The organism is Soonwooa sp. (assembly GCF_030151385.1).
Lineage (GTDB): Bacteria > Bacteroidota > Bacteroidia > Flavobacteriales > Weeksellaceae > Soonwooa.
The window spans coordinates 215,853-240,552 of sequence record NZ_JASLDS010000073.1 but is presented as its reverse complement, the minus strand read 5'-3'; the positions used below and the strand labels follow the sequence as shown (position 1 = coordinate 240,552).

At 34.6% G+C, this 24,700-nt stretch carries 16 protein-coding genes; 12 read left to right on the top strand and 4 right to left on the bottom strand.

Annotation, left to right across the window (positions count from 1 at the left end):
- The 3 genes from alaS to Q1V95_RS15730 form a co-directional block, all read left to right on the top strand.
- On the top strand, positions 1-2,174 hold a 2,174-nt coding region (gene alaS, locus Q1V95_RS15740; RefSeq protein WP_300675668.1), incomplete at its 5' end, for an alanine--tRNA ligase.
- Between the two features lie 161 nt (positions 2,175-2,335).
- Complete coding sequence (locus tag Q1V95_RS15735; RefSeq protein WP_300675667.1) at positions 2,336-3,100, top strand: hypothetical protein; 765 nt, start codon at positions 2,336-2,338, stop codon at positions 3,098-3,100.
- A 5-nt stretch (positions 3,101-3,105) separates the two neighbouring features.
- On the top strand, positions 3,106-3,795 hold the full coding sequence (locus Q1V95_RS15730) for a hypothetical protein (protein WP_300675666.1): 690 nt from the start codon (positions 3,106-3,108) through the stop codon (positions 3,793-3,795).
- 348 nt (positions 3,796-4,143) lie between these two features.
- On the opposite strand, the gene Q1V95_RS15725 is transcribed toward Q1V95_RS15730, so the two are convergent.
- Together Q1V95_RS15725 and Q1V95_RS15720 are read right to left on the bottom strand one after the other, a co-directional pair.
- Positions 4,144-5,298, bottom strand: coding sequence for a hypothetical protein (locus Q1V95_RS15725; protein WP_300675665.1), 1,155 nt, complete (start codon positions 5,296-5,298; stop codon positions 4,144-4,146).
- Positions 5,299-5,316: 18 nt separating this feature from the next.
- Positions 5,317-8,790, bottom strand: coding sequence for a hypothetical protein (locus Q1V95_RS15720; RefSeq protein ID WP_300675664.1), 3,474 nt, complete (start codon positions 8,788-8,790; stop codon positions 5,317-5,319).
- Positions 8,791-9,235: 445 nt separating this feature from the next.
- Between Q1V95_RS15720 and Q1V95_RS15715 the strand changes: the two genes are divergently transcribed.
- Complete coding sequence (locus Q1V95_RS15715; RefSeq protein ID WP_300675663.1) at positions 9,236-10,606, top strand: T9SS type A sorting domain-containing protein; 1,371 nt, start codon at positions 9,236-9,238, stop codon at positions 10,604-10,606.
- A 51-nt stretch (positions 10,607-10,657) separates the two neighbouring features.
- Here Q1V95_RS15715 and Q1V95_RS15710 read toward each other — a convergent pair whose 3' ends face one another.
- Together Q1V95_RS15710 and Q1V95_RS15705 are read right to left on the bottom strand one after the other, a co-directional pair.
- Entirely contained in the window at positions 10,658-11,539 is an 882-nt protein-coding gene (locus tag Q1V95_RS15710; RefSeq protein WP_300675662.1) for a hypothetical protein, read from the bottom strand.
- A gap of 183 nt (positions 11,540-11,722) precedes the next feature.
- Positions 11,723-12,199, bottom strand: coding sequence for a phosphoglycerate mutase family protein (locus Q1V95_RS15705; RefSeq protein WP_300675661.1), 477 nt, complete (start codon positions 12,197-12,199; stop codon positions 11,723-11,725).
- A 299-nt stretch (positions 12,200-12,498) separates the two neighbouring features.
- On the opposite strand from Q1V95_RS15705, the gene Q1V95_RS15700 reads away from it, so the two are divergent.
- From Q1V95_RS15700 to Q1V95_RS15665, 8 genes are all read left to right on the top strand, one after another.
- The gene (locus Q1V95_RS15700; RefSeq protein ID WP_300675660.1) at positions 12,499-13,377 is read left to right on the top strand and encodes an AraC family transcriptional regulator; all 879 of its coding nucleotides are present in this window, start codon (positions 12,499-12,501) and stop codon (positions 13,375-13,377) included.
- A 306-nt stretch (positions 13,378-13,683) separates the two neighbouring features.
- Positions 13,684-14,814 (top strand): TonB-dependent receptor plug domain-containing protein, encoded by a 1,131-nt coding sequence (locus Q1V95_RS15695; protein ID WP_300675659.1) that lies wholly within the window; start codon positions 13,684-13,686, stop codon positions 14,812-14,814.
- A 107-nt stretch (positions 14,815-14,921) separates the two neighbouring features.
- Entirely contained in the window at positions 14,922-16,175 is a 1,254-nt protein-coding gene (locus tag Q1V95_RS15690) for an MFS transporter (RefSeq protein WP_300675658.1), read from the top strand.
- A 135-nt stretch (positions 16,176-16,310) separates the two neighbouring features.
- The gene (locus tag Q1V95_RS15685; protein ID WP_300675657.1) at positions 16,311-17,270 is read left to right on the top strand and encodes a glycoside hydrolase family 130 protein; all 960 of its coding nucleotides are present in this window, start codon (positions 16,311-16,313) and stop codon (positions 17,268-17,270) included.
- A 12-nt stretch (positions 17,271-17,282) separates the two neighbouring features.
- A complete protein-coding gene (locus Q1V95_RS15680) occupies positions 17,283-19,514 on the top strand; it encodes a GH92 family glycosyl hydrolase (RefSeq protein WP_300675656.1) in 2,232 nt (743 codons plus the stop codon).
- Positions 19,515-19,787: 273 nt separating this feature from the next.
- Positions 19,788-21,215, top strand: a complete 1,428-nt coding sequence (locus Q1V95_RS15675; protein WP_300675655.1) for a glycoside hydrolase family 125 protein — start codon at positions 19,788-19,790, stop codon at positions 21,213-21,215.
- 64 nt (positions 21,216-21,279) lie between these two features.
- The gene (locus Q1V95_RS15670) at positions 21,280-23,688 is read left to right on the top strand and encodes a LamG-like jellyroll fold domain-containing protein (RefSeq protein ID WP_300675654.1); all 2,409 of its coding nucleotides are present in this window, start codon (positions 21,280-21,282) and stop codon (positions 23,686-23,688) included.
- A gap of 142 nt (positions 23,689-23,830) precedes the next feature.
- Entirely contained in the window at positions 23,831-24,700 is an 870-nt protein-coding gene (locus Q1V95_RS15665; protein WP_300675653.1) for an ROK family protein, read from the top strand.

The window sequence follows — 24,700 nt, the reverse complement described above, 5'->3', positions numbered from 1 at the left end:
ACGATTTTTGGAAAGCGCATATCGACGAAAGCCGCATTATTAATGGAAATAAGAAAGATAATTTCTGGGAAATGGGTGCAAGCGGACCTTGTGGACCATGTTCGGAAATTCATGTGGATTTAAGAACTGATGAAGAAAAGGCAAAAGTTTCTGGTCTTGAATTAGTAAATAACGATCATCCGCAAGTGGTGGAAATTTGGAATCTCGTTTTCATGCAATACAATCGTAAAGCAGACGGAAGTTTGGAAAATCTTCCTGCAAAACATATCGATACCGGAATGGGCTTCGAGCGTCTTTGTATGGCTTTACAACACAAAGAATCAAATTATGACACTGATGTTTTCACGCCTTTAATTGCTAAGGTTGAAGAGCTTTCAGGAAAAAAATATACTGGAATTTTAACGGACGAAAAAGACATTGCAATCCGTGTTGTGGTGGACCATATTCGTGCAGTTTCATTCGCAATTGCCGATGGACAATTGCCTTCTAACAACGGCGCAGGTTATGTTATCCGTAGAATTTTAAGAAGAGGAATTTCTTATGCTTATCGTTTTTTAGGCATGAAAGAAGCTTTCCTTTATCAGTTGGTTGACGTTCTAAAAAAACAAATGGGCGCTACTTTCCCAGAAATCGTGAAGCAAGAAACCTTGGTAACGGAAGTGATTAAAGAAGAAGAAATTTCTTTCTTAAGAACGATTGAAAATGGTTTGGTAAGAGTTCAGAAATTAATTGAACAAACAATTGCAAAAGGCGAGAAAGTACTTCCAAGTGAAGAAGTTTTCGAATTGTATGACACTTATGGTTTTCCAGATGATTTAACAAGAATTATAGCGGAAGAAAAAGGTTTAACAATTGATGAAGCAGGTTTTGAAGCTGAATTGCAAAAGCAAAAGCAACGTTCTAAAAAAGATTCGGCGGCAAAAGTTTACGATTGGGTTGTTTTAGAAGAAAAGCCAGAAACTTTCGTTGGTTACGACAAAACAGAGAATGAAGTAGCAATTACACGTTACAGAAAAATTGAAAATAAAGACGGTGAGTTTTATCAAATCGTTTTAGACAATACACCTTTCTATCCAGAAGGTGGTGGACAAGTTGGCGACAAAGGAACGATCGAGAACACTGTTGAAAACATCGAAGTTTTAGAAACTAAAAAAGAAAATAACTTGATTATTTCTTTAATTAAAGAACTTCCGAAAGATGTTTCTGCGGTTTTCTATGCTAAAGTAAATTCGGCTGACAGAAGAAATTCACAAGCAAATCACTCGGGAACGCACTTGTTACACGAAGCTTTGAGAGACGTTTTGGGAACGCATGTTGAGCAAAAAGGTTCGTATGTTGGTCCGGATTATTTGCGTTTCGATTTCTCACATTTTAGTAAAATGAACGAAGAAGAATTGGCTTTGGTTGAGGAAAAAGTGAATGCTAAAATAAAGGAGAATATTGCACTTCAAGAGTTCAGAAATATTCCTATTCAGGAAGCTTTGGACAAAGGTGCAATGGCTTTATTTGGTGAAAAATATGGTGATAGTGTTAGAATGATTCAGTTTGGAAGTTCGAAGGAACTTTGTGGTGGAACGCACGTGAAATCAACAGGTGAAATCGGACATTTCAAATTGGTTTCGGAAGCTTCTGCAGCAGCTGGAATTAGAAGAATTGAAGCTATTTCTGGTGATAAAGCGCAAGAGTATTATCAATCATTAGAAAATCAAATTTCTGAACTTTCTCAATTATTGAAATCAAAGGATGTTTTGAAATCTGTTGAGAAATTAATGGAAGAAAATCACCTTTTAAAAGTTGAATTAGACGCTTTCAAAAAAGAAAAAGCAAAAGGCGAAATCTCCGATTGGAAAACAGCTTACGAGCAAAAAGGCGACAAACAATTGTTGGTAAAGAAAACTTCGTTGGACGCTGCTTCTGTGAAAGATATCGTTTTCGAATTGAAGCGTGAAATTCCAAATTCGGTAACGATTATTCTTTCTGACGCCGATGGAAAACCAATGATTACTGTTGGTGTTTCGGCAGATTTGGAAAAAACTTACCAAGCTGGTGCAATCGTAAAAGATTTAGCAAAAGAAATCCAAGGCGGCGGCGGTGGAAATCCTGGTTTTGCAACTGCTGGCGGTAAAAATTTGGATGGATTAGAAAATGCTTATCAGAAAGCTTTAGGATTGTAATAATTCTATTCAAAATATATAAAAGAGAGACTATGTTAGTCTCTCTTTTTTTGCATAGCTGGATACCAATATTGTGAAAAGTGTATCAATGAGACTGTTCTTTTTTTAATAATTATTTTAAAGAAATGCCGATAATTTATATATTTAGCAAAATTATAGATATGATGAATATTAAAAGAGGCTTTTTGTTGTTGGTTTTAGCTTTTTCTTTGCTTGCATGTAAAAAGTCAAGCGATACCCAAATTAACGAATTTATAACTGGTTATAATTCTGCGGTAGCAACTCGTCTACAAGGAAATCCGGCTGTTAAATCTTCTAGCGCAACCAAATCGGGACCAAATGAGGTTAGTATTTCTATGCAACTTAATTCTGAGAAAGATGATATGGAGACAGAGCTGTTGAAAAAATCTTTTCCACAAATATTGGGGCAAATCATTAGTTCTATGCCGAATGGTAGCAAGTTTAATGATGATATTGATATTAAGTTTATTTTATTTGATAAAAATGGGAATCAGATTTCGTCTGATAAGATTGATAAAAATGCAAAACAGTTTAAAGATGTTGATGTCGCTAATTTAGGTAAAGGGCAAATGCTTTCGAAAGGACAACTGAATGAAATGTTAGATGTATTTAATAAGAATCTTCCAATGACAGATCCATCTACTGGTCTTAAAGTCCTTAAAATGGAAGCAGGCAATGATAACGATGTTATGTATTCGGTCGAGGTTCCGCAAGATTTAAAGGATGTCATAAAAACTGATGCAGCGCGCGAGCTAATGAAAGAAGAAATGTTGAAGTCTGGTGATATTAAGCAAATTCTTCTAAAAAGTAGTGATTTTGGAGTTAACAAGCTTACGTATTTGTATAAGGACGATGAAGGAAATATCTTAAATAAAATTATTTTGGACCAAAAAGATATTAGATAGATAATATGAGTGATCAAAGTACTTCTTCGGTGTGGAGAATCGTATTTAGTGCAGCAATGACAATTTATTTTATTGTAAGGATTGCCATGCGTTGTTCTGGTGCGAGCGCTTCTAGTGAGTATTCCAAAGAAAATTACCAGAAGATGCAAGATGTACTTAGCTATACAGATACCGAGCGTTTCAATTCTAAACAGAGGAATTTTAATAAGAATATTTTCTATGAGTCTTATCAAAAAATTGATTCTTTAGATCTTACGAAAAGAGAAGCTTTGGGTATTGTTAAGTTGAAACAAGATTCCTTGGTGAGAATTGATCTTAAGACACAAATGAAAATTCCGAAAGAAAGTTTTTTTGTAAACAATCATGAAGACAGTATAAGGTTTTCGGCGAAACTTAAAAACAGTACCAATTTCTTCATGCATAATTTGGAAAGCTCTGATACAACGGAAAATATTCTAAAATCGATAAAAGGAAGTAGTTTGCGAAACTTAAAAAAAGACGATATGAAGACATCTGATTTAACAATGTGGAATTATGAGCTTAATAAGAAACAAGGTAGATATAATGGTATTTTGATTGCTTCGTCTGTTAACGGCCTTGTAGATTTTATGGAGTTTGAAAGTCCATCATTGTCTAAAAGTGAATTGAAAAAAGAAGCTGTCCATTTCTTATCGGGGAATATTATCTCACAATAAAATTAAGAACATAGACATTTTATAAATAAACAATCGGGAGCAACAAAGTTGCTCCCAATCTGTTTTTAGTGAAGTGAAAAAGGTTAAATATAATTATGGATTTTAGTTTTTAAAAATTTAAAATAGAAAAAGTAACAAATCATTCGACATCCAAAAGAAAACGACAAAGCAAGTAAAATTTTTCTTTCGAATTTATAATTATGAGTCATTTGTAAGTAAGATTGAAATACTGAAAAATCTATGTTTAATTTGTGTTCAAAGGCAGACATAGAGTTTTTACAAACAAAATTATTATCGAATGATTGTTACAATTTCCACTTTCCAAACAATACAAATCACTACTTGCTTTTATTTTGCCATTCTATAAGGGAAATAGTTAACGACTTTATCCATAAGACTATTCATTAGCTTGTCGGTTTCGTCGATTAGGGAATATTTTGAGCCTGCATTTTCATCAAGTTTCCAAACCCAATCGCCAGATTTACCATCGAATAAAGTAATTTTAATAATCCCTGATTTACTTTCTTTGTTATTCATTTTTTGAACATAATCGCCTGCAATAACCGCATCTACACCCAAAGCTTTTGCAATGTCTTCCTTGTTGGTTGTGTACAATGTTGACATAATACCGCTATTTTTTAGTTTTAAATTAGTGGTGCTAATATCTTGGAATTCAATAGAGTAGTTGTTTTGGTTTTTTAGTAAAAACTTATAAAGACTTTCTTGGATTCTTTCTTCGATTTCTTTTTCGTTGCGGACACGCTCTTTTTTACTCGTAATTTGCTTTTTATTTTCACCCTCGATGTCTACCGAAAATGGAATAATGGCAACAAGTTTATGCTCTATAATGTAGTCATCATAACGTTTTGAAAGAAAGATGTTTTTGTTTTTTGATTTATCCAAACTCGTTTGCAAGTCGGAGCTTTTTTGGAAAAGTTTTCCTGAGCTGAAAGGGTCTGTGCCAACAAGTCCGTTGGTTGCTGCGCCCAAAATCATATTGCCTAGACCTGCTTTTTTCCTTTCTTGTTTTTTCTCAGTGACTACAGCACTAGTAGGCGCTTGTGTGATAACTGAATTGTCAGATGTCTGCGCAACAGAACTCGCAATTTGATTGATGGATTTTGGTTTTTTAGCCAAAGCATTTATTAATGTAGGATTGCTGTTAAGCGTATTGACGATGTTAGGATTAAGGCTTAATGCCAAGACAACATCTTCATTTTTGGTCAACATTTTTAGAAAATCTGGACTTCCGTTAATGGTATTGATGATGTTAGGATTTGCAGTAATTAAATTTAAAATTTGAGGTTCGTCAACAACAGCGTCCAAAAGTTTTTCGTTCATATTTAATGAGTTGAGTAGCTGTGGATTGGTGTTGATTGCATTAAGTATTTGAGGGTTTTTCTTAATTGCTTTTGTGACTGCCTTTGTCGGAGGCATCGCCATTTGAGCATTAAGTTGTGATGCCGCTACAATGAGAAGCGTCGAAAGTAGAAGTTTTTTCATGATGATAAGATTTGTTTGTTATTTATTGTTGAAATAAGGGAAATTCTTGTTAAGTCTTTTTACGATAGCGACAACGGTTTTTGACATATCGTAAATTCTGGTTTTATTGTTCTCGTTAATGTATTGCCATAGCACTTTGTCACTGTCTTTTCCGAAAATGTTAATCGTAAATTTTGATTTGTCTTTTGGGTCAAGCGTTGGGTCGAGAATAGAAGCTGTGGTTTGAGAAAATGTTTTCTCACGCAAGCTTACATTGTCATATTTGTGTGAGAGCGCATCTTTTCCAAAATCGAAAAACTGTAAATCAATCATGTCATTTAACAGCATTTGATTGATTTTAGAATTAACGATAACTTCCGAAACGGTTTTTTGTTCAGCCGTTAAACCTTTAGAAATTTGAGCAAATAAGTTTTTATCAATACCAAATTCGTTTTTCATATTGTTGGTCGTGTAGCTTGTCATGATTTCCGTTTGGTCACCTTTGACAATACCATTTAGTATTTCTTTAGTATCGGAAAGTCGATAAGCCAAAACTTCCAATTCTTCTTGCGTCTTGCTAAGGATTGTAAAATCTTCATCCTCCGAAATGCCTAGAAGTTGATTTATTTTGGAACGATTCTCAATGAGTATGTTGGCTGTTTTTTCGTCATTTCCTAGAAAATTAGCCAACTGAATTTTGTCTGCTTTTAACAGGGAAATAACTGCTTCTTTATTATTTAAAAGTAAATCCGATGTTTTTGAAACCGAAAGTTCATCCAGTCCAAGATTTTGATTTGACATCCAAAGCTTTAGAACACTATTGGGTGAGTTATCAGAAATTAAATTGCTAATTAGATTTGTTTTTGAACCTAAAATTTGTGCAAACTGACCAATCTGACTAAAGTTAAGTTCTGTTCCAAAAATAGTTCTGTCGAATTGTAGTAGACTACTTACAAGGTTTTGAATATTGCCACTGTTGATGTTGGTGATAAAATCTTTGTTGTTACTAATAAACAAGCCAAAACTTTGAATATCGATTCCTGCCAGTTTGCTTTGGTTTTGATTTAAATGACTAAGAACCGTATCCATGTCAAAACTCGCAAAACCACTGATAAAAGTTTTGTCGGTTAATATTGCCGAATATTTTTGTGCTTGTTCAGTGGAGATTTTACTTCCGAACGCAGTGCTGTTGGCAAGTGCAAGACTTACAAGCCCAGAAGTGTTTCCATTGATTATGTTACTAAGATTATCCTTGTTTTTTAAAACTAAATTGGTATAAAACGATGTTGTCTCATCACCAATACTTCCCACTAATTTTCCTACATTATTGGTTAAGGCAGTTTGCCAAACGTCAGAAGTATCACCAGAAGCTAGCTTTCCCAGCAGTTCTTGGTTGTCGACCAAAATACTTCCGAACTCGCCAAGTTGCTTTTTATCCAGCGCAATTCCTAGTAGATTGGCATCTTTATTGAGCAGCGATGTCAACATATTTTTGGTGTCGCCATTCATTGCGTTTTTTAAAAAATCTTTGTTGTTCCCTAGAAGTTTTGCAAATTTTTGAATGTCAACATTTTCAATTTGGTCACCGAATATTGTGAGACCATTTTCTGTAAGAGTGGTAACAATGCTTTGCGTATCACCAGTTAATAAGCCTTGTATAGCGTCCTTATTTGCGAGTAGAGAAGCATATTTTTTGGCTTCTTCGGAAGGAAGTATTTCACCAATTAGTGAAGTGTTATTACTTAATAAATCGGTAGTAAAAGATGTGAAATCACCGGTAACAGCTTTGCTAATTAAATTTTGATTTTTAACAATGAGGTCTGTGTAAAAATTAGAAGATGTGTTGGGAACAATACCTGATAAAGTCGAAATATTTTTGCTCAACATATCTTGTAAAAGATTGGATGTGTCGCCCGATGCAAGCTTTACAATAATATCGGAATTGGTATTTACAATTTCGCCAAACTTGCCCAATTGTGCTGCATCTAAAGCGGTTCCCAAAATATTACTGTCTTTACTTAACAAAGAATTAAGCATTTTCTTCGGGTCACCATCAATGGTACTTTGGATAAAATCTCTGTTGTTTGCGATGAGTTTTGCAAATTTCTGAACATCTGCATTTCCGATTTGGTCACCAAAAAGTTGCGCACCATTTTGCGTTAAAGTTGAAATAATAGATTGTGTGTTCCCTGATAAAAGTCCTTTGATAGCTTCTTTGTTAGACAAAAGTGCTGCATATTTTTGTGCTTCTCCTAGTGGTAATTTTTCACCAATTAAAGAAATGTTGTTAACTAGCAAGTCGGTTGTCAAGGCTGTGAAATCGCCTTTCAAAGCTTTGCCAACAAGTTCTTTATTGTTTAAAATTAAATTGGAATAAAACGATGCATTATTGCCGCCTACCATACTTGCAACCTGACCAATGTTTTTATCCAAAACCTCGTTTAACAAATTGTTGGTGTCGCCAGTTGCGAGTTTTGCAATGATGCTCGCATTGTTGTTGATAGCCGATGTTAAAAAAGAATTTTGTTCGCCTGCATATTTGCTCGTAATGCTTGTAACATTGCTCGATATAATGTCGAACATAATGCCTTTGGTATTACCATCGATCACATTCTGGACAACTTTGCTATTATTTTGGATGAGTTTGACAACTTGAGGATTTAGTTTTAATTGATTACCTAGAAGACTTGCATTGTTGCTTACCAAATCACTGAAAAGATTGGATGTATCACCTTTCGCTAGCTTGGTTATTGTTTTTGAATTTTTTGCTGCAACTTCCGCTACCTTTTGCCAATTTCCCTCTGGTAAAAGCGACCCTGCAATATTGGTAATTGCTGCAATATCTCCCGACTTTAGTTTTTGGTAAAACTCACCAGGTTTTGTAATAACGTCAATTAAAGCATTTGGATTTTTAATAAACTTTAAAGCTTGTAAGCCAGGAATGTTTCCTTTAAGTTGAGACATTGCCAAGTCACTCAAAGCTTTCGAGAGATTTTCCCAACCTGTTTTTTGATTGTCGACTTCTAGATCATAGGTACAGATAAGCACTGCATCAACATTTAATAACTTTGCCAAATAAGATGGCGGATAATCGCCAGGATGAAGGAAGTAGCCAATATCTTGGAGAATCTTGTTGGTTATTCTAATATCTTGTAAATAGATTTCGGATTTGTAGTTGTCAAATACATCCCAAAATTGTTCTTGTAACAACTTACCAATCATTTGCTGATTTTCAAATTGTTGCTCGGCGATTTCTTCCGTATATTGAGGTGGTTTGATATATGAAATTGCTGTATTAAAAGGAATTATGGCAATTTTTACATGCTCGTCGATTTCATCTTTCAGATTTTCATCTGCATAGATAACATCATTTTGATTTGATTTTAGGAGTGTTGCATATTTGCTTGCAATACTTATAACTGATGTAATTTGACCTAGCTGTGCATTAATAAAAGTGATGGGAGCTAACGTCATCCCAAACAGCAGGAGAATAGAACACTTTCTTCTCAGCATAATTTTAGTTTTTCGTTAAATGCTTAATGTTTTTGAGTTAGACAGAATAAGTGATTAACTCATGGTTTTCAATCTTGTGGCAAAGATGTTTTATTTAGAAACAAAAACTAAATTTTGCTAGGGTAGTTGGTAGGTAGTTTTAAATTTTGATTAAAAATGAATTTTGGTAATATTCAGATATACAGTGGTTTGTGTTCCTATTTGTAGACGTGTTTGTTTGTGTTGTAGACACTTTTAAAAGCTGATGTTAGATCACTATTTTGATAAACGAGATATTTTGTTTGCAGTTTTTATCTGAATTATTCGCAGGAGTGAAGCTTCCTTTTAATTAATTGGAATTAAGATTTATGATTTTAAAATTCATGCATTTTGAAATACTTTCAATTGGTATTGAAATTTTAAGAGGCTAATATTGCTTTACCAAATTCACTTAAATAATTTAAAAATGAAAAAGAAAAAACTACTACTTAGTATTTGTGGAGCATTATTACTAACATCTAGTCTTGCAAATGCACAGGAATATAGAAAGATTATTGGACCTAATACAGCATTTCAGGATGTAAATGATAATGGTGTTGGGGTAATGTTAGGTTATGTATATTCTTGGTCCACTGATAAAGCAGTGCCAAAGGAGTCTTCAATTTATCGTCTTTACAGTATCAACAACAATGGCGATATGACAGGCGGTATTACATCAACAGCAAGTAATAGAGTGCCCGCTTTTAAGTTAAATGGTAGTTCGACTTGGACGCAAATTCCTTTTCCTGAAAATACAACAAGTTCTAAAACCTTTACAGAATGCGTACCTTATCAGATTTCTGAGAATGGAAGATATGTTGTTGGAAGTATGGGCGTTTTCGATCAAATATTGCAAACTAATATGGTAATTCCATTTATCTATGATACTACCACAGGAGTTGTGACACGACCTATGAATTCAGATTTCAAGGATGGTACATTGTATGGTGTAAACGATTCTGGAAATGTTGGTGGTTGGGTTGATATTCCGATTCAAGGTAATGCAACAACAAGAAGAGTTGCAACTTTGTACAGTAACTCTGGTGTGTTTCAGTACATAAAAAACAACAAAGGAGAGCTTCCTAAGGTTATTACAAATGAAGTAAAAGGTATCAACAAAAATGGTGTTGCAGTTGGCCAGTTTGATAACTTACCATTTATCTATGATCCTGCATCTGATACTTACACAGAGTTCGCAAATCCAGATCCTGCAACTTACTTCGGTGGCGCATTTTCTAGCATTTCAGATGATGGAACTGTAGTTGGAATGTGGTATAACGGTGGTCAAAAGAATAGATTTGCAATTATTTATAATCCTAGTTTGGGAACTACACCTAAAGACTTAAAAACATTTTTAGAGGATAAAGGTGTAGCAGTTAATTCCAGCGGTTCATTAGGAAATATGGGACCTGCTATTGCAATCTCGCCAAATGGAAAATATGTGGCAGGTTTTGAAGATGGACCAGCAGTGCAAGCTTATGGTTGGATTGTTAGTATGCCAGAGAAGTATTTGGCAAACAATGATACAAAAGTCAATATTACGAATATTAATGTATATCCAAACCCAGTAATTGACGAATTAACTGTTGATCTAAAATCATCAAAATCTGGTATAGCAAAAGTCGAACTTTACTCAATGGAAGGAAAACTGCTTCTGGCTGAGAATAAAAATATGACAAATGGTGCTAATAACTTTAAAATGAATGTGGCGCAAGTTGCAAAAGGAACTAAGAATCTAATTTTGGTTATTAACACACCTGAAGGAAACAGAATTACTAAGAAATTGGTAATGAAGTAATTATTTATTTTGTATTGTTAAAAGCGATGGGTTTTTAATTCATCGCTTTTTTTATTGAATGTCGCCATAGGCTAATTTTCGGAATTCTAATTCCATTTTCCAAGGACGTAATCCAGCACTTACACGTCTTTGGTCAAGATTTTTGATGTCTTTAATTTGCTTATCTGATATGTTAGAATAAATTCCATAAGTGTAAATACCACTCGTACGATCATGACTATCAATTAATGCTGCATAAAGTTCTGGAAATGATTCTCCATTTTTAACATAATCAAAAAAGATTGGTTTGAAGTATTCGATATCAAGAAAATGCAAGGCGAAAATTAAGAAATGATCTGGTTGCTTATCGATAGTATAATTGCCAATTAATTTTGGATTAAAAAAGCCATATTGAGAAAGTAATTCCTTCATTCTGTTTTCATTGTAGCAATTAACTTTGTCATATTCCTCTTTTGAAATGCCTTCTTTTCTGACACGTTGATCTTCCGCTAACATTTTAATAAACTCATCTCTTAGCTTTATGTTGACGTTATGTCGCCAATTGCTATTTATTTTTTTTGCATCTTCGACGAAGTGAGTCCAATTTTTATCTTGTTTTAAAACTTGAAGATTCTCATTTTCACTCATTAAATCTAAAGTATATCCGTTTTCGAACAAAAAATTAAGATACTTGTAAGCTTTACTATTGTTGTTGCGACTTGCTTCGATGCTAGCAAGCATTTCTGGAGCACTGAGTAGTGGGTCAAATATTAATTGGCAATTTTGTTCAGCTTTTTTTAGGTTAATGTAGGCAGAGTCAAAATTCTTTTTTAAATATTGAATTTGAGCTTTGTAAACAAGAGGGTAATAATCTTCAATGTAGTTACATTTTTTGTTTTGAGCAAAAGAAAATACACAGCAAGCTATTAAGAATGAGGAAATTATGCTTTTCATGATTTGTTTTTTTGATAACGATATTTCAGACTAGAATATTGTTTTATTATCAAAATAACGCACAATTAAAAATGAAAAAGCAATTTTTTATCTAATTTGCATTTCATAAATGTAATGTGCTTTTTTTAAGAAATATTTTAAAATACAATTACTACAAAAGCACAAATCGTAATTTTAAAAACATCAAATTGTTTTCGGAGAATAGAAATATAAAAACTTCTTTTTTGCCATTTCGAAATCTGACCAATCTTCGCAATCGACTTCATAGCCAACAACACCGCAAGTTGGAAGATTGATAATTTCGTCTGTCAAGTAATTCGCAAAATTTGAAATGCCATTATTGTGCGAGAAAATTGCAACTGAATTAATATCATTTGCTAAACCGTAAATCACGTTTTCAAAATGCTGTTCTCTTGCATTGTAAAGTTGTTGCTCAGTCGAAAAATCGCTATCATAAATTTTTGAAAATAAAGCGCAAGTCTCTTGAGCTCTCTTTGCAGGACTGCTAATAAAAGAATCGATTTTGATGTTTTGATTTTTTAGAAATTTCGCCATTTTGGGAGCGTTTTCTATACCAGTTTCTGTTAAAGGTCTGTCAAAATCATCAACGCCTTCTGGCCAATCACTTTTCGCGTGTCTTACGAGCAAAATTGTTTTCATGTGCTTTTTTCTTCAAAATTAAAATTAATAAAAAATATCTTTCAAAAATTATTTTTCTTTGAAAATCAATCTGATAAGCATATAACGATTGCTAGTGTTTTCCAGTTTGAAGTAGGAATTGGAATCTTTTGGTTATTTAAAAAGTTGATTATATGCTTGTAAATCAGTGATTTGTGTTTTTGTTTGAAGTTGTTTTGTTAAATATTTTATAATATGCCTCGAAAAATGAAGAAAATGTAAAAATTGTAATTAAAAATCTATCTTTACTACGATAATACTTCGATTACTAGCATTTTGTCATGAGTCATCTAGAAAATATTTTGCGAGAAATTACGCCATTGTCGCCAGAAGACAGTTTTTTGTTTTTTGACCGCATCCATCATTCTTTTGTGTTTCCGTATCATTATCATCCAGAAGTTGAGCTCAATTTTATTGTTGATGGCAAAGGTTACAAAAGAGTAGTAGGTGACCATTCCGAAGAAATTGATGATCTAGAATTGGTGTTAATTGGTCCAAATCTTCCGCATTGTTGGGCAGATCATAATTGTAAGAATAAAAGGTCTCGAGAGGTGACGATTCAGTTTAATCAAGATTTTTTTTCTCAAGCTTTGATGGAGAAAAATATTTTTAAACCTATTAGTCGCTTGTTGAATGAGTCAATACGAGGTATTTTATTTTCTCGAGAAACAGCCGAAAAGGTGAAAGCGTCTTTATTAAGCCTTTCGAAAATGGACAGCTTTGATTCATTCTTGGAAATTATGAAAGTCCTCAATATCCTCGCAAATGATGAAAATAGAATTTTGTTGTCATCTTATAGTATAGAACAAGAAGTGTTTGCCTACAAAGATGCCATGAAAACGGTGCACGATTTTGTTCATAAAAATTTTAAAAATAAAATTACGCTTGACGAAATAGCATCTTTGGTTAATATGAGCATTCCGACTTTTAATCGATTTATTAAGCAAAGGACAGGAAAAACTTTCGTCAATTATCTTAACGAAATCCGCATTAGTTACACTGTTCGCTGGATGACGGAGCGTACTATGACAATCTCCGAAATTGCTTTTGATGCTGGATTTAACAATATTGCGAATTTTAACAAAATTTTTAAGTCTATTAAGAATACAACGCCTTCAAAATTCAAGGATCAATTCACAGGTGTTAAAAAAATCGAGTAATTGCTTATATATAATACATCTACAAAACGTCAATAAAGTAGTATTTTTACTAAATTTTTTAGTTTCAATTTTTGATGGTAAATTGTTGATAGATAAAATATTATGTGTTTGTTTTTAATGTTGTTTGCAAAATAATATCATTTTATGATAAAATAGTATTACTTCTATTTCAGAACAAAAATTAGTTTTGTTTATATGAATTGAATATTAACGAAATTTTAAATATTTAAAATTAATTGTCAATTTTTTTTGAATGTTTTAAGCTTAAGTTAACTGATATTCTGTCAATTAAATAATACAAAACTTATGAGAAAAGCAGTTCTACCTATTTTATTCGTGTTTTCTTTGGCTGCTAACGCACAAGAGAAAGCATCGGATTCTACAAAGACTAATGACATAGAAACTGTTGTAGTAACAGCTTTAGGTGTCAAAAGACAAGCCAAGTCATTAACCTATTCTGCACAGCAGATTGGTGGCGACGAGCTTTCTGAAGTAAAAACTCCAAATTTACTTAATGCTATTAATGGTAAAGTTTCTAACGTACAAATCAACAAAACCAATGGTGTTGGTAGTTCGGTAAGAGTTGTGATGCGTGGTAACAAGTCCGTATCTAACGTTGCACCTTTATATGTTATTGATGGTATTCCAATGTTTAACGGTAATGGAGGAACTCCAAGTATTGGACAATACACAAACATGCCAGATGCGGGTGACGTGATGAGTTCTATTAACCCAGACGACATCGAAAGTATTAACTTCTTAAAAGGTGCTTCAGCTTCGGCACTTTATGGTTCGGCTGGTGGTAATGGTGTTGTGCTAATCACCACTAAGAAAGGTCGTGCTGGTAGAAGTTCTATCAGCTATAGCAGTAGCTTGACAATGGATAAGGCTTATAGTCTTCCAGAGTTACAGCATAGTTACCTATCTTATGATCCTTCCGTTAATGGTTCTACAGCCGGCTCATCAATAGAAAGTTGGGGAGCAAAAGGTACATCTAAAGATTATTTGAAAGATTTTTTGAGAACTGGTGCTACTTGGATTAATAGTCTTTCTTTCCAATCAGGTAATGATAAGTCAACCAATTACTTCTCAATTGGAAATACAACTAATAAAGGAATTATTCCTCTTTCTAGCTTTGATCAATATAATGTGTCATTCAGAAATACAAGTAAATTTTTGGATGATAAGTTAACATTAGATGCTAGCTTTATTGGATCATTACAAAATAGTATTAACAGACAAACGCCAGGAGTTTCATTTTCTCCTTTGGTGAGTTTGTATTGGTTACCAAGAGGTGTTGATTTTGATCAATATGGTCCAAATAATTATTCATATAATAACGATACGAAAACTTCTACATACAATTATCAACAAGCGGCGTCTATGCTTAATGGACCAGACACTGGTGGTACCAGACTTTGGTGGGATAAAAAATAAAACTGTTTATTATTTTCTTTATAGATTGGGCGCATTATCTTGCGCCCATCTATTAAATAAAAATTATTGTGGAAAAACTACAAGCTCCAAAATCTAAAATAAATCCTATGTTCTGGATTCCCACTTTGTATTTTGCAATGGGAATGCCATTTGTAAGTATTAACTCGGTTGCTGGTATCATGTATAAAAACATGGGAATCACCGATGCTAAAATTGCTTTTTGGACAGCGCTTATTTTATTTTTTTGGACTATTAAACCTTTGTGGAGTCCGTTTTTAGAAATTTATAAAACCAAAAGATTTTTTGCAATAACTGCACAATTTTCGATTGGTGTTTTGTTCGCGTTGGTGGTTTTTACGCTACCGATGACCGATTTCTTTAAGTACAGTATTGGCTTGTTAGCGGTTGTTGCTTTTTGTGGTGCAACGCATGATATTGCAGCTGACGGAATCTACATTAATGCGTTAACCAACAGAGAACAAGCTAAATATATTGGTTGGCAAGGTGCTTTTTACAATATGGCAAAAATTGTTGGAAGTGGCGCTTTGGTCTATCTGGCTGGGACTTTGGAAAAGTCAAGAGGTGTTACCAATGCTTGGATGATGATTATGGGGATTTGTTCGGCGGTATTTATTAGTTTGGCGATTTATCACTATTTCGTTTTACCAAAAGAAAATAATTCTCAAGTAAATACACATCAGAAATCATTTAAAAATGTACTTGAGGAGCTAGGGAAAATCATTAAAACTTTTTTCACAAAACCTCAAATCTTGTGGAGTATTGGTTTTGTAATCTTCTATCGTTTTGCAGAAGGTTTCGCGATTAAAATCGCGCCTCTCTTTTTCAAAGCACCAAGGACAGCAGGAGGTTTAGGGCTTTCGACTGAGGATATTGGTATTATTTATGGGACTTATGGATCGATTGCTTTTATTTTAGGATCCGTTTTGGCAGGTCATTTTATATCAGCAAGAGGTCTAAAAAAATCATTGATTTGGTTGTGTTGTGCATTTAATATTCCATTTGTTGTGTATGCACTTTTGGCGTTTTATGTTCCCGAAAATCTATACGTCATCGGCGCTGCCGTAGTGTTTGAGTATTTCGGATATGGTTTTGGGTTTGTTGGTTTAATGCTTTACATTATGCAACAGATTGCGCCAGGCGAACATAAAACTTCACACTATGCTTTTGCAACGGGGATTATGAATTTCGGCGTCATGCTTCCAGGGATGATAAGTGGTTACATAAGCGATGCAATAGGCTACAAAATGTTTTTCATTTGGGTGTTGGTTGCGACTATTCCAGCTTTTTTGGTAACCATGTTTGTACCGTTTCCACATCAAGAAGAAAAAACAGGAGCGTAAAAATTAAATTTTAAACTTACTTCACGTATACTTTTATAATTAAAATTAAGTCATTTTCAAAATATGACTTAAGGTCTTTCGTGTTTGAAAATTTTTAAAACAGAAAGACATTTAATAAAACTTAAAATAAAAAAAATGAAAACAATTCCTTGGCAAGACCGACCGGAAAACAATAATGATGTAATGTGGCGTTTTTCGGAAAATCCAATTATTGGACGTTACGATATTCCGAGTTCTAATAGTATTTTTAACAGTGCAGTTATCTCTTTTGAAGACGGGTTTGCAGGTGTTTTTCGTTGCGATAATAAAGCGGTACAGATGAATATCTTTGCTGGTTTTAGTGATGACGGTATCAACTGGAAGATTAACCACGAGCCAATCGAGATGAAAGCTGGTAATACAGAAATGATTGACTCTGATTACAAATACGATCCTCGTGTAACTTTTATCGAAGACCGTTATTGGATCAGTTGGTGTAATGGTTACAACGGACCAACAATTGGATTGGCTTATACATTTGATTTTAAAGAATTTTATCAATGCGAAAATGCATTTTTGCCTTTTAATAGAAACGGTGTGCTTTTTCCAGAAAAAATCAATGGTAAATATGCGATGCTAAGTCGTCCAAGTGATAATGGACACACGCCTTTTGGTGATATTTTTATCAGCTACAGTCCAGATATGAAGTATTGGGGCGAACACCGTTGTGTGATGAAAGTGGCGCCTTTTATGGACAGTGCTTGGCAATGTACCAAAATCGGTTCTGGTTCGGTGCCTATCAAAACGGAAGAAGGTTGGTTGATGTTCTATCATGGTGTTATCAATACTTGTAATGGATTCCGTTACTCGATGGGAGCGGTTTTATTGGATTTAGAAAATCCTGATAAAGTTTTGTACCGTTCAAAGCAATATCTTCTTGCTCCAGCTGAACTTTATGAGACAACGGGCGATGTTCCCAATGTTGTTTTCCCATGTGCAGCAATTTCTGAAGGTGATAAAGTAGCTGTTTATTATGGCGCAGCAGATACAGTTGTTGCTGTAGCTTTTGGATATATTTCTGAAATTATTAATTTTATGAAAAAAGATTCATTGTAAAAGACTTTTAGCATGATTAAACATTTCAAGGTTTTAGTATTTTTCGTTTGTACCTCTATTTTAGGATTTGCTCAGGATAAAAATGACATTCTAAAATGGGTTGATCCTTTTATTGGGACAGGTGGTCATGGACACACATTTCCTGGCGCAACTGCACCATTTGGAATGATACAATTGAGTCCCGATCAAAACACAAAATCAGGTGATTGGGATTGGTGTTCGGGTTATCATTATTCCAGCAAAACCATTATGGGATTCAGCCACAATCATCTTAGCGGAACTGGCTGGGCAGATTTGGGCGACATTTTGGTGATGCCGACAACTGGCAAAGTCAACATGATTGCTGGCACAGAGCAACAACCGCAAAATACTTATCGCTCGACATTTAGTCATGATAGAGAATCAGCGTCACCTGGATATTATTCGGTGATGTTGGATTCTTACAACGTAAAAGCAGAATTAACGGCATCGGAAAGAGTTGGCTTTCATAAATATACGTTTCCAAAAACGGACGAAGCTAATATTATTATCGATCCAACCAACAAAATTTTTGGAACGGTTTATCATACAGCGATTAACATAGAATCAAATAAGAAAATTACGGGTTATTGCTACAGTACAGGTTGGGGCGGAAAACGTTTTGCGTATTTCGTGATGGAGTTTTCTAAACCTTTTAAAAGCTCAGGCGTTTATAAAGCTGGAAAAATTCTTGAAAATGAAAAAGCAGCCATCGCAAAAGATGCAAAAGCTTTTGTAAGATTCTCAACAGAAAACAATGAAGCAATCGAAGTTAAGGTGGCTTTGTCACCGATTAGTATTGAGAATGCGGAAGAAAACCTAAATGTAGAAGCTAAAAATATTGACTTTGCAAAAGCTAAAGAAAATGTACAAAATACTTGGCGAAAACTAATTTCAAGATATGATGTTTCTGGCGGAACGGACGACCAACGCAAAATTTTCTACACAGGTGTTTATCACACATTTATTGCTCCTAATCTTTATATGGATGTTAATGGTGATTATGTTGCAGCCGAAGAAAACATGAATGCGAAAGGTTTCAAAAATTACAGTACGTTTTCGTATTGGGACGGTTTCCGAGCGACACATCCTTTGCTGACGATTATGGATCAAAAACATACCACCGAGTTTGCAAATACTTTGATTAGCCGTCATAAAGACCGCAAAGATCACATGCCAATTTGGGAACTTACAGGTTTTGATAATTTCTGTATGTTAGGCTATCACAGCGTTTCGGTGATTTGGGATGCCATTTCAAAAGGAGTTCCTGGTATTAATTTGGAAGATGCGTTTGCCGCGATGAAAGATGCTTCTTTAACAGATAAAATGAGCAGTAGTGATGGCGGTGGCGGTTTGAATGATTATATCAAATTAGGATATACACCATCAGAAAATGGAGCTTCAGTTTCTTCGACTTTAGAATATGCTTATGATGATTGGTGTATCGCACAATTGGCGCTAAAACTCGGTAAAAAAGAGGAAGCGGAAATCTATTTGAAGCGTTCTCAAAACTACCTTAATACATTTAATAAAGAAAACAAACATTTTTGGCCAAGAAAAAAAGATGGAAAATTTATTGAAGATTTTGCTTTAAATGATTGGACGAAGTTACAACCACATTGGGTTTCTGGGAATATTTGGGCTTATGATTTTTTTGTTCCGCAAGATATTCCAGGGATGATTAATCTTTATGGTGGCAAAAAAGCTTTTGAACAAAAATTAGATAATACTTTTAACCAAGATTTAAAAATGATTGGTGAGCAACATGTTGATATTTCAGGATTTATCGGTTCTTTAGGTTTTGGTGATGAGCCTGGACATCATGTTCCGTATTTGTACAATTATGCTGGTGTGCCATCGAAAACTCAAAAAATGGTGAAGTTTATTAGAGACAATATGTATCATGCAAAGCCTGATGGCATCGTGAATAACGAAGATTGCGGACAAATGTCGGCTTGGTATATTTTCTCATCTTTAGGATTTTATCCAGTGACGCCAGGCAATGGAAAATATGCAATCGGAACACCTCTATTCCCAAAAGTTAGTTTGAAACTTGAAAACGGAAAAACTTTTACGGTTGTTGCAGATAAGATTTCTGACAAGAATTTTTATGTTCAAAAAATATTTTTAAACGGAAAAGAATTCAAAGGTTGGGAGTTGGATCATGCTGATATTATGAATGGCGGAGAACTAAAATTCGTAATGGGAAACAAGCCTGTTAACTAGTTTGAATTTTATTTTAAAAAAAACTAATGTTAGTCCTATTTTAAAGTAGTCATATCGAGAACTGTTTTAATCAAAGTAAAAACAAATAAACTTGATTAGAAAAAGCAACGTCAGTTTGAGTAGATTTTGAAAAAATCGTATCGAGAACTATTTTTAGATGGAGGAAAAGTAAATAAACTTGATTAAAAAAACTAACGTCAGTTCGAGTAGATTTTGAAAAAATTATATCGAGAACTAATTTAACAATAAAAAATCGCGAAAAAATAAATTATAATGAAAAGAAGAAAATTTATCCAAACAGGTTCATTGGCAGGTGCTGGATTACTATTCCCGAATTTGGCTTTTTCGAAAGCTATTTGGGGAGAAGATTATCCTGTGGTACGTGTTGCCAAGAACAAAAGAAATTTTTCTAGTGAGGCGGTAGAAAATGCAATTTCACAATTTAAAAAGAAAGTAAAAAATAAAGAGCTAAGTTGGCTTTTCGAAAACTGTTTTCCAAACACTTTGGACACAACGGTTTTCTTTAGCGAAACAAACGGAACACCCGACACTTACGTTATTACTGGTGACATCGATGCGATGTGGTTAAGAGACAGTTCGGCGCAAGTTTTTCCGTATCTACAATTTACAAAAACGGATCAGCAACTTCATAAGTTAATTGCTGGTGTTATCCATAAACAAACGAAATTCATTCTAAAAGATCCTTATGCAAACGCTTTCTACAACGACGATAACAAAGTTAGTAAGTGGAAAGAGTTTGACCATACCGATATGAAAGATGGTATCCACGAAAGAAAGTGGGAAATCGATTCTTTGTGTTATCCGATTCGTTTGGCTTATCATTTTTGGAAAGAAACAGGTGATACCAAACCTTTTGATAACAATTGGTTGCAAGGGATTAAGTTGACGCTTCAGACTTTCAAAGAGCAACAAAGAAAAGAAAATCTCGGTCCCTATAAATTCGAAAGAACGACAGATTGGGCGACAGACGGTATTCCGATGGGAGGTTACGGTTATCCTGTAAAACCAAATGGGCTTATCTGTTCGATGTTCCGCCCAAGTGACGATGCAACAATTTGGGCGTACCTTATTCCATCTAACTTGTTTGCAGTTGTTAGTTTGAGACAAGCTTCGGAAATGGTCTCCAAAATTAAAAATGAAACAAAACTAGCACAAGAGCTTTCTGCTTTGGCTGATGAAGTCGAAAACGCTGTTAACAAATATGGCGTTTACAACCATCCAGAGTTTGGAAAAATGTACGCTTTTGAAGTTAACGGTTTTGGAAGTTATAACTTAATGGACGATGCTAATTGCCCGAGTTTATTAGGTTTACCGTATTTGGATGCCGTTAAAGAAAACGATCCTATTTATCAAAATACCAGAAAATTTGTTTGGTCAGAGAATAATCCATTCTTCTTCAAAGGTAAGGTTGCGGAAGGAATCGGCGGTCCACACATCGGTTTGGATATGATTTGGCCAATGAGTTTAATAATGAAAGCTTTGACAACTAAAGATAAAACTCAAATCAAAAATTGTATTCAGATTTTACAAAAAACACATGGCGGTACAGGTTTTATGCACGAGTCATTTAATAAAAATGATAGCACAAAATTTACAAGATCATGGTTTGCTTGGGCTAATACTTTGTTTGGAGAACTTCTTTGGAAAACTTTCAATGAAAGCCCAGAATTATTAGGTTAAGCTTTTGAAATCTAAACACAAATTTCAGATATACACCATTTTTAACAATTAAAAAACTTTTAATATGAAGAAAAAAACGCTTCTTTTGATGATGCTAGGCGGCTTGTTATCGACGCAAGTTAAGGCTCAGCAGAATCCACAAAACTTCTGCTATGTGGAGGTTAATGACAATAACTTGCTTAATGTTGGCGCTTACACGTTGACCAATTCGGGCAAGCCAGCATTTGATAGCGCGATTATTTTTGCGGGAAATATCAATTACGATGCTTCAAAAGGTCGTACTTATATCTACAATAATAACAACGTTACCAAAGTCCTTAACGATGTTAATACTTATGTGCGACCACTTCAACAAAAAGGAATCAAGGTATTATTAAGTCTTATTGGTAATCACCAAGGTGTCGGTATTTTGAATTTCCAAAATCAGGCAGCTGCTAAAGATTTTGCTTTGCAAGTCGCGAATACCGTTTACACTTATGGTCTGGATGGTGTCGATTTCGATGACGAATATGCGGGTTATCCAACAACTGGAAATGTGAAAAATGGAGCATCTTTTACAATGCTTTTACAAGAATTAAAAGCAGCCATGCCAGATAAGTTGGTGACGCTTTATGATTATTCTGACTCGGTTGGTGCACCAGTTCCCACCACTTACTTAACGAATGGAGCAGATCGTGCTGGTAACTATATCGATTATGCTTACAACGGTCTTTACGGAACTTACATGACGCAAATGGCGACTGCTGTTCCTCCTTTAGGAAAACCTAAATTAGGAGCTGCTGCATTTAATGTGCAATCGACATCGACATCGGTAATCAATACGCAATCTACAAGAACTAAAACCGATGGTTATGGTGTGATTGTTTGGTATGATTTGCGTCAAGCAGATGCTAGTGCAAAGATTTCGACATCGACGAGCAACTTGTACGGTGAGACAACAACATTATCAGGGGCAACTTATGCTTGGACTGCTGGTGTTAATTGTGATGCACCAGTTGGATTAGATGCTGTAAATCTTGCTGGGACATCAGGAACTTTAACTTGGACAGGCGATGCGACCAAAACCTATAACATCGATTATAAAGCGGCTAATTCTTCAACTTGGACAAGTGTTGCAACCAACTATTCTGGAAGTAGTATTGCGATTAATAATTTGACGGCAAATACCGAGTACGATTGGAGAATTCAATCAAATTGTTCTGCCTCATTGACGAGTACTTATATTTTTGCACCTCGTTTTAATTCGGGTAACGGCTGTATTGCACCTTACGGATTGTCATCATCTAACTACAAAGGGACATCAGCGACTGTTTCGTGGACATCGACCAATGCTAGTTCTTACACGATTCAGTACAAAGCAGCAACGGCAGCAGATTGGACAACGGTTAATAATGTAACGACTAATACTTACAACTTACAAGGTTTAACGCCTAACACAGCTTACACGTGGAAAGTTCAAAGTTCTTGTGGAGCGCAGGTTAGTACATTTTCGAATGAGTCATCTTTCAAAAGTGGATTCACGCCAGTGCAAAGTCCTGGGAATCGTTCGCTTTATTTTAACGGAACGACCAATTATCTAGATGCAGGTAATTTTGACCTTAGCGGAAATGCTTTGACTTTGGAAGGTTGGGTTAAAATGAGTGCTTTTCAAACTGCATTTCCTTACATTTCGTCAGTAGCAGGTATCGAAGGAGGAGACAACAACTCGGCTTTATTGCGTTTTGGAGATGGCGATATTCCAACGGGAGATTATTTGCAGTTTGTGGTAAGTATCGGCGGAGCACAAGTTAAATTAAAATCAGCAACTAAATTTAATAAAGATGCTTGGTATCATATTGCAGCAACTTATGATGGTGCAGCAATGAAGCTTTATGTTAACGGTGCTTTAGATGCAACGGTTTCAGCGTCGGGAGCATTTAATGCTAATGGGAACTTTTTCTTAGCGGCGAGAAATTCTAACAATAACGATAGAAGACTTAATGGTTTCATGGACGAGTTTAGAGTTTGGAAAAAAGCTTTATCTGTGGACGAAGTCGTAGCGACACAATGTATTGTAGCACCTAATGCTGCAGGATTGGAAGCGAATTGGAAGTTTAATGAAGGTAGTGGTATCGCGGCTTTCGACCAAACGGCTAATACGCATTTCGCAATTTTGAACAATATGACAGACGCTAATTGGAGTACAGATGTAGCTTGTGTTAATGATATGGCGGTTAGTGATGTTGCTTCTGCAAAAACTAAAATCTATCCAAATCCAGTTAAAAAAGGTGACGATATTCACTTTGTGACTAAAGAAAAATCAGCAATTGTTACGCTTTATGATGCAACTGGAAAATTGGTGAAAACGCAAAAGATTTCGGATACTAATTCAGTGATTAGTTCGTCTAACTTGGGTGCTGGACTTTATATTTACAAGGTTCAAAGTGCTGATGCAAGTGCAGTTGTAGATTCTGGAAAAGTAATGGTGAAATAACACTTTTTTGATATTTTTTTAATTAAGAGCATTTTTAGAAATTTCAGTAAAATTTTTAAACAAACTCTAAGACAAGTCGCAAATTTGATGTTGAAAAATATCGAATTTGCGCTTGTTTATCTTATTTTTAAGCCAAAATAAAATGAAACAAATAGTAGGAATAGACGTTGGTGGGTCGCATATTACGATGGCGCAGGTAACAACTGAAAATCGCGAAATCATCGCGTCAACTTATCTTCGAGAACATGTTGATTCTTTAGCAGAAAAAGAAGTTATTCTGTCCGCTTGGGTTTCGGCGATAGAAAAACTTATTGCAAATCTCGATAGAAATCTTGTATTAATCGGTGTTGCAATGCCTGGACCTTTCGATTATGAAAACGGAATTTCGTTGATGACGCATGGCAAATTTATCAACATTCTTAATTTGAATATTAAAAAAGAATTAGCGCAAAGACTTTCGATTTCTGAGAAACAAATTCATTTTGTCAATGATGCAGCAGCATTTTTGGAAGGCGAAATTTTTGGTGGCGCAGTCCAAAATTACGAACGCGTTTTTGGCATTACTTTAGGAACGGGACTTGGAAGTACGTTTTATGATGGTACATTTGCAACCGACGAAGATCTTTGGGATGCACCTTATAAAGAAAGCATTTTCGAAAATTATTTGACAACCAATTGGTTTATTAAGCGTTATAAAGAACTTACAGGAGAAGATATTTCTGGGACTAAAGATTTACTCGAAAAATCCGAAGACATCCGAACTCTAATTTTTGATGAATACGCAGATCATTTTAGTGATTTTGTCGTGCAACATGTTAAAAATTATAATCCGAATGTTTTGGTTATTGGTGGTAATATCGCAAAAGCTTATCCTTATTTTCAGGAAAAACTTACCCGAAATTTAGAAGAGAATAACATTAATTTACCAATAAAAATATCTGCTATTTTTGAGGATGCAGCCATATTGGGTGCTGCAAGCTATGCGTTGAAGCAATCGTCAAACAATAATTAA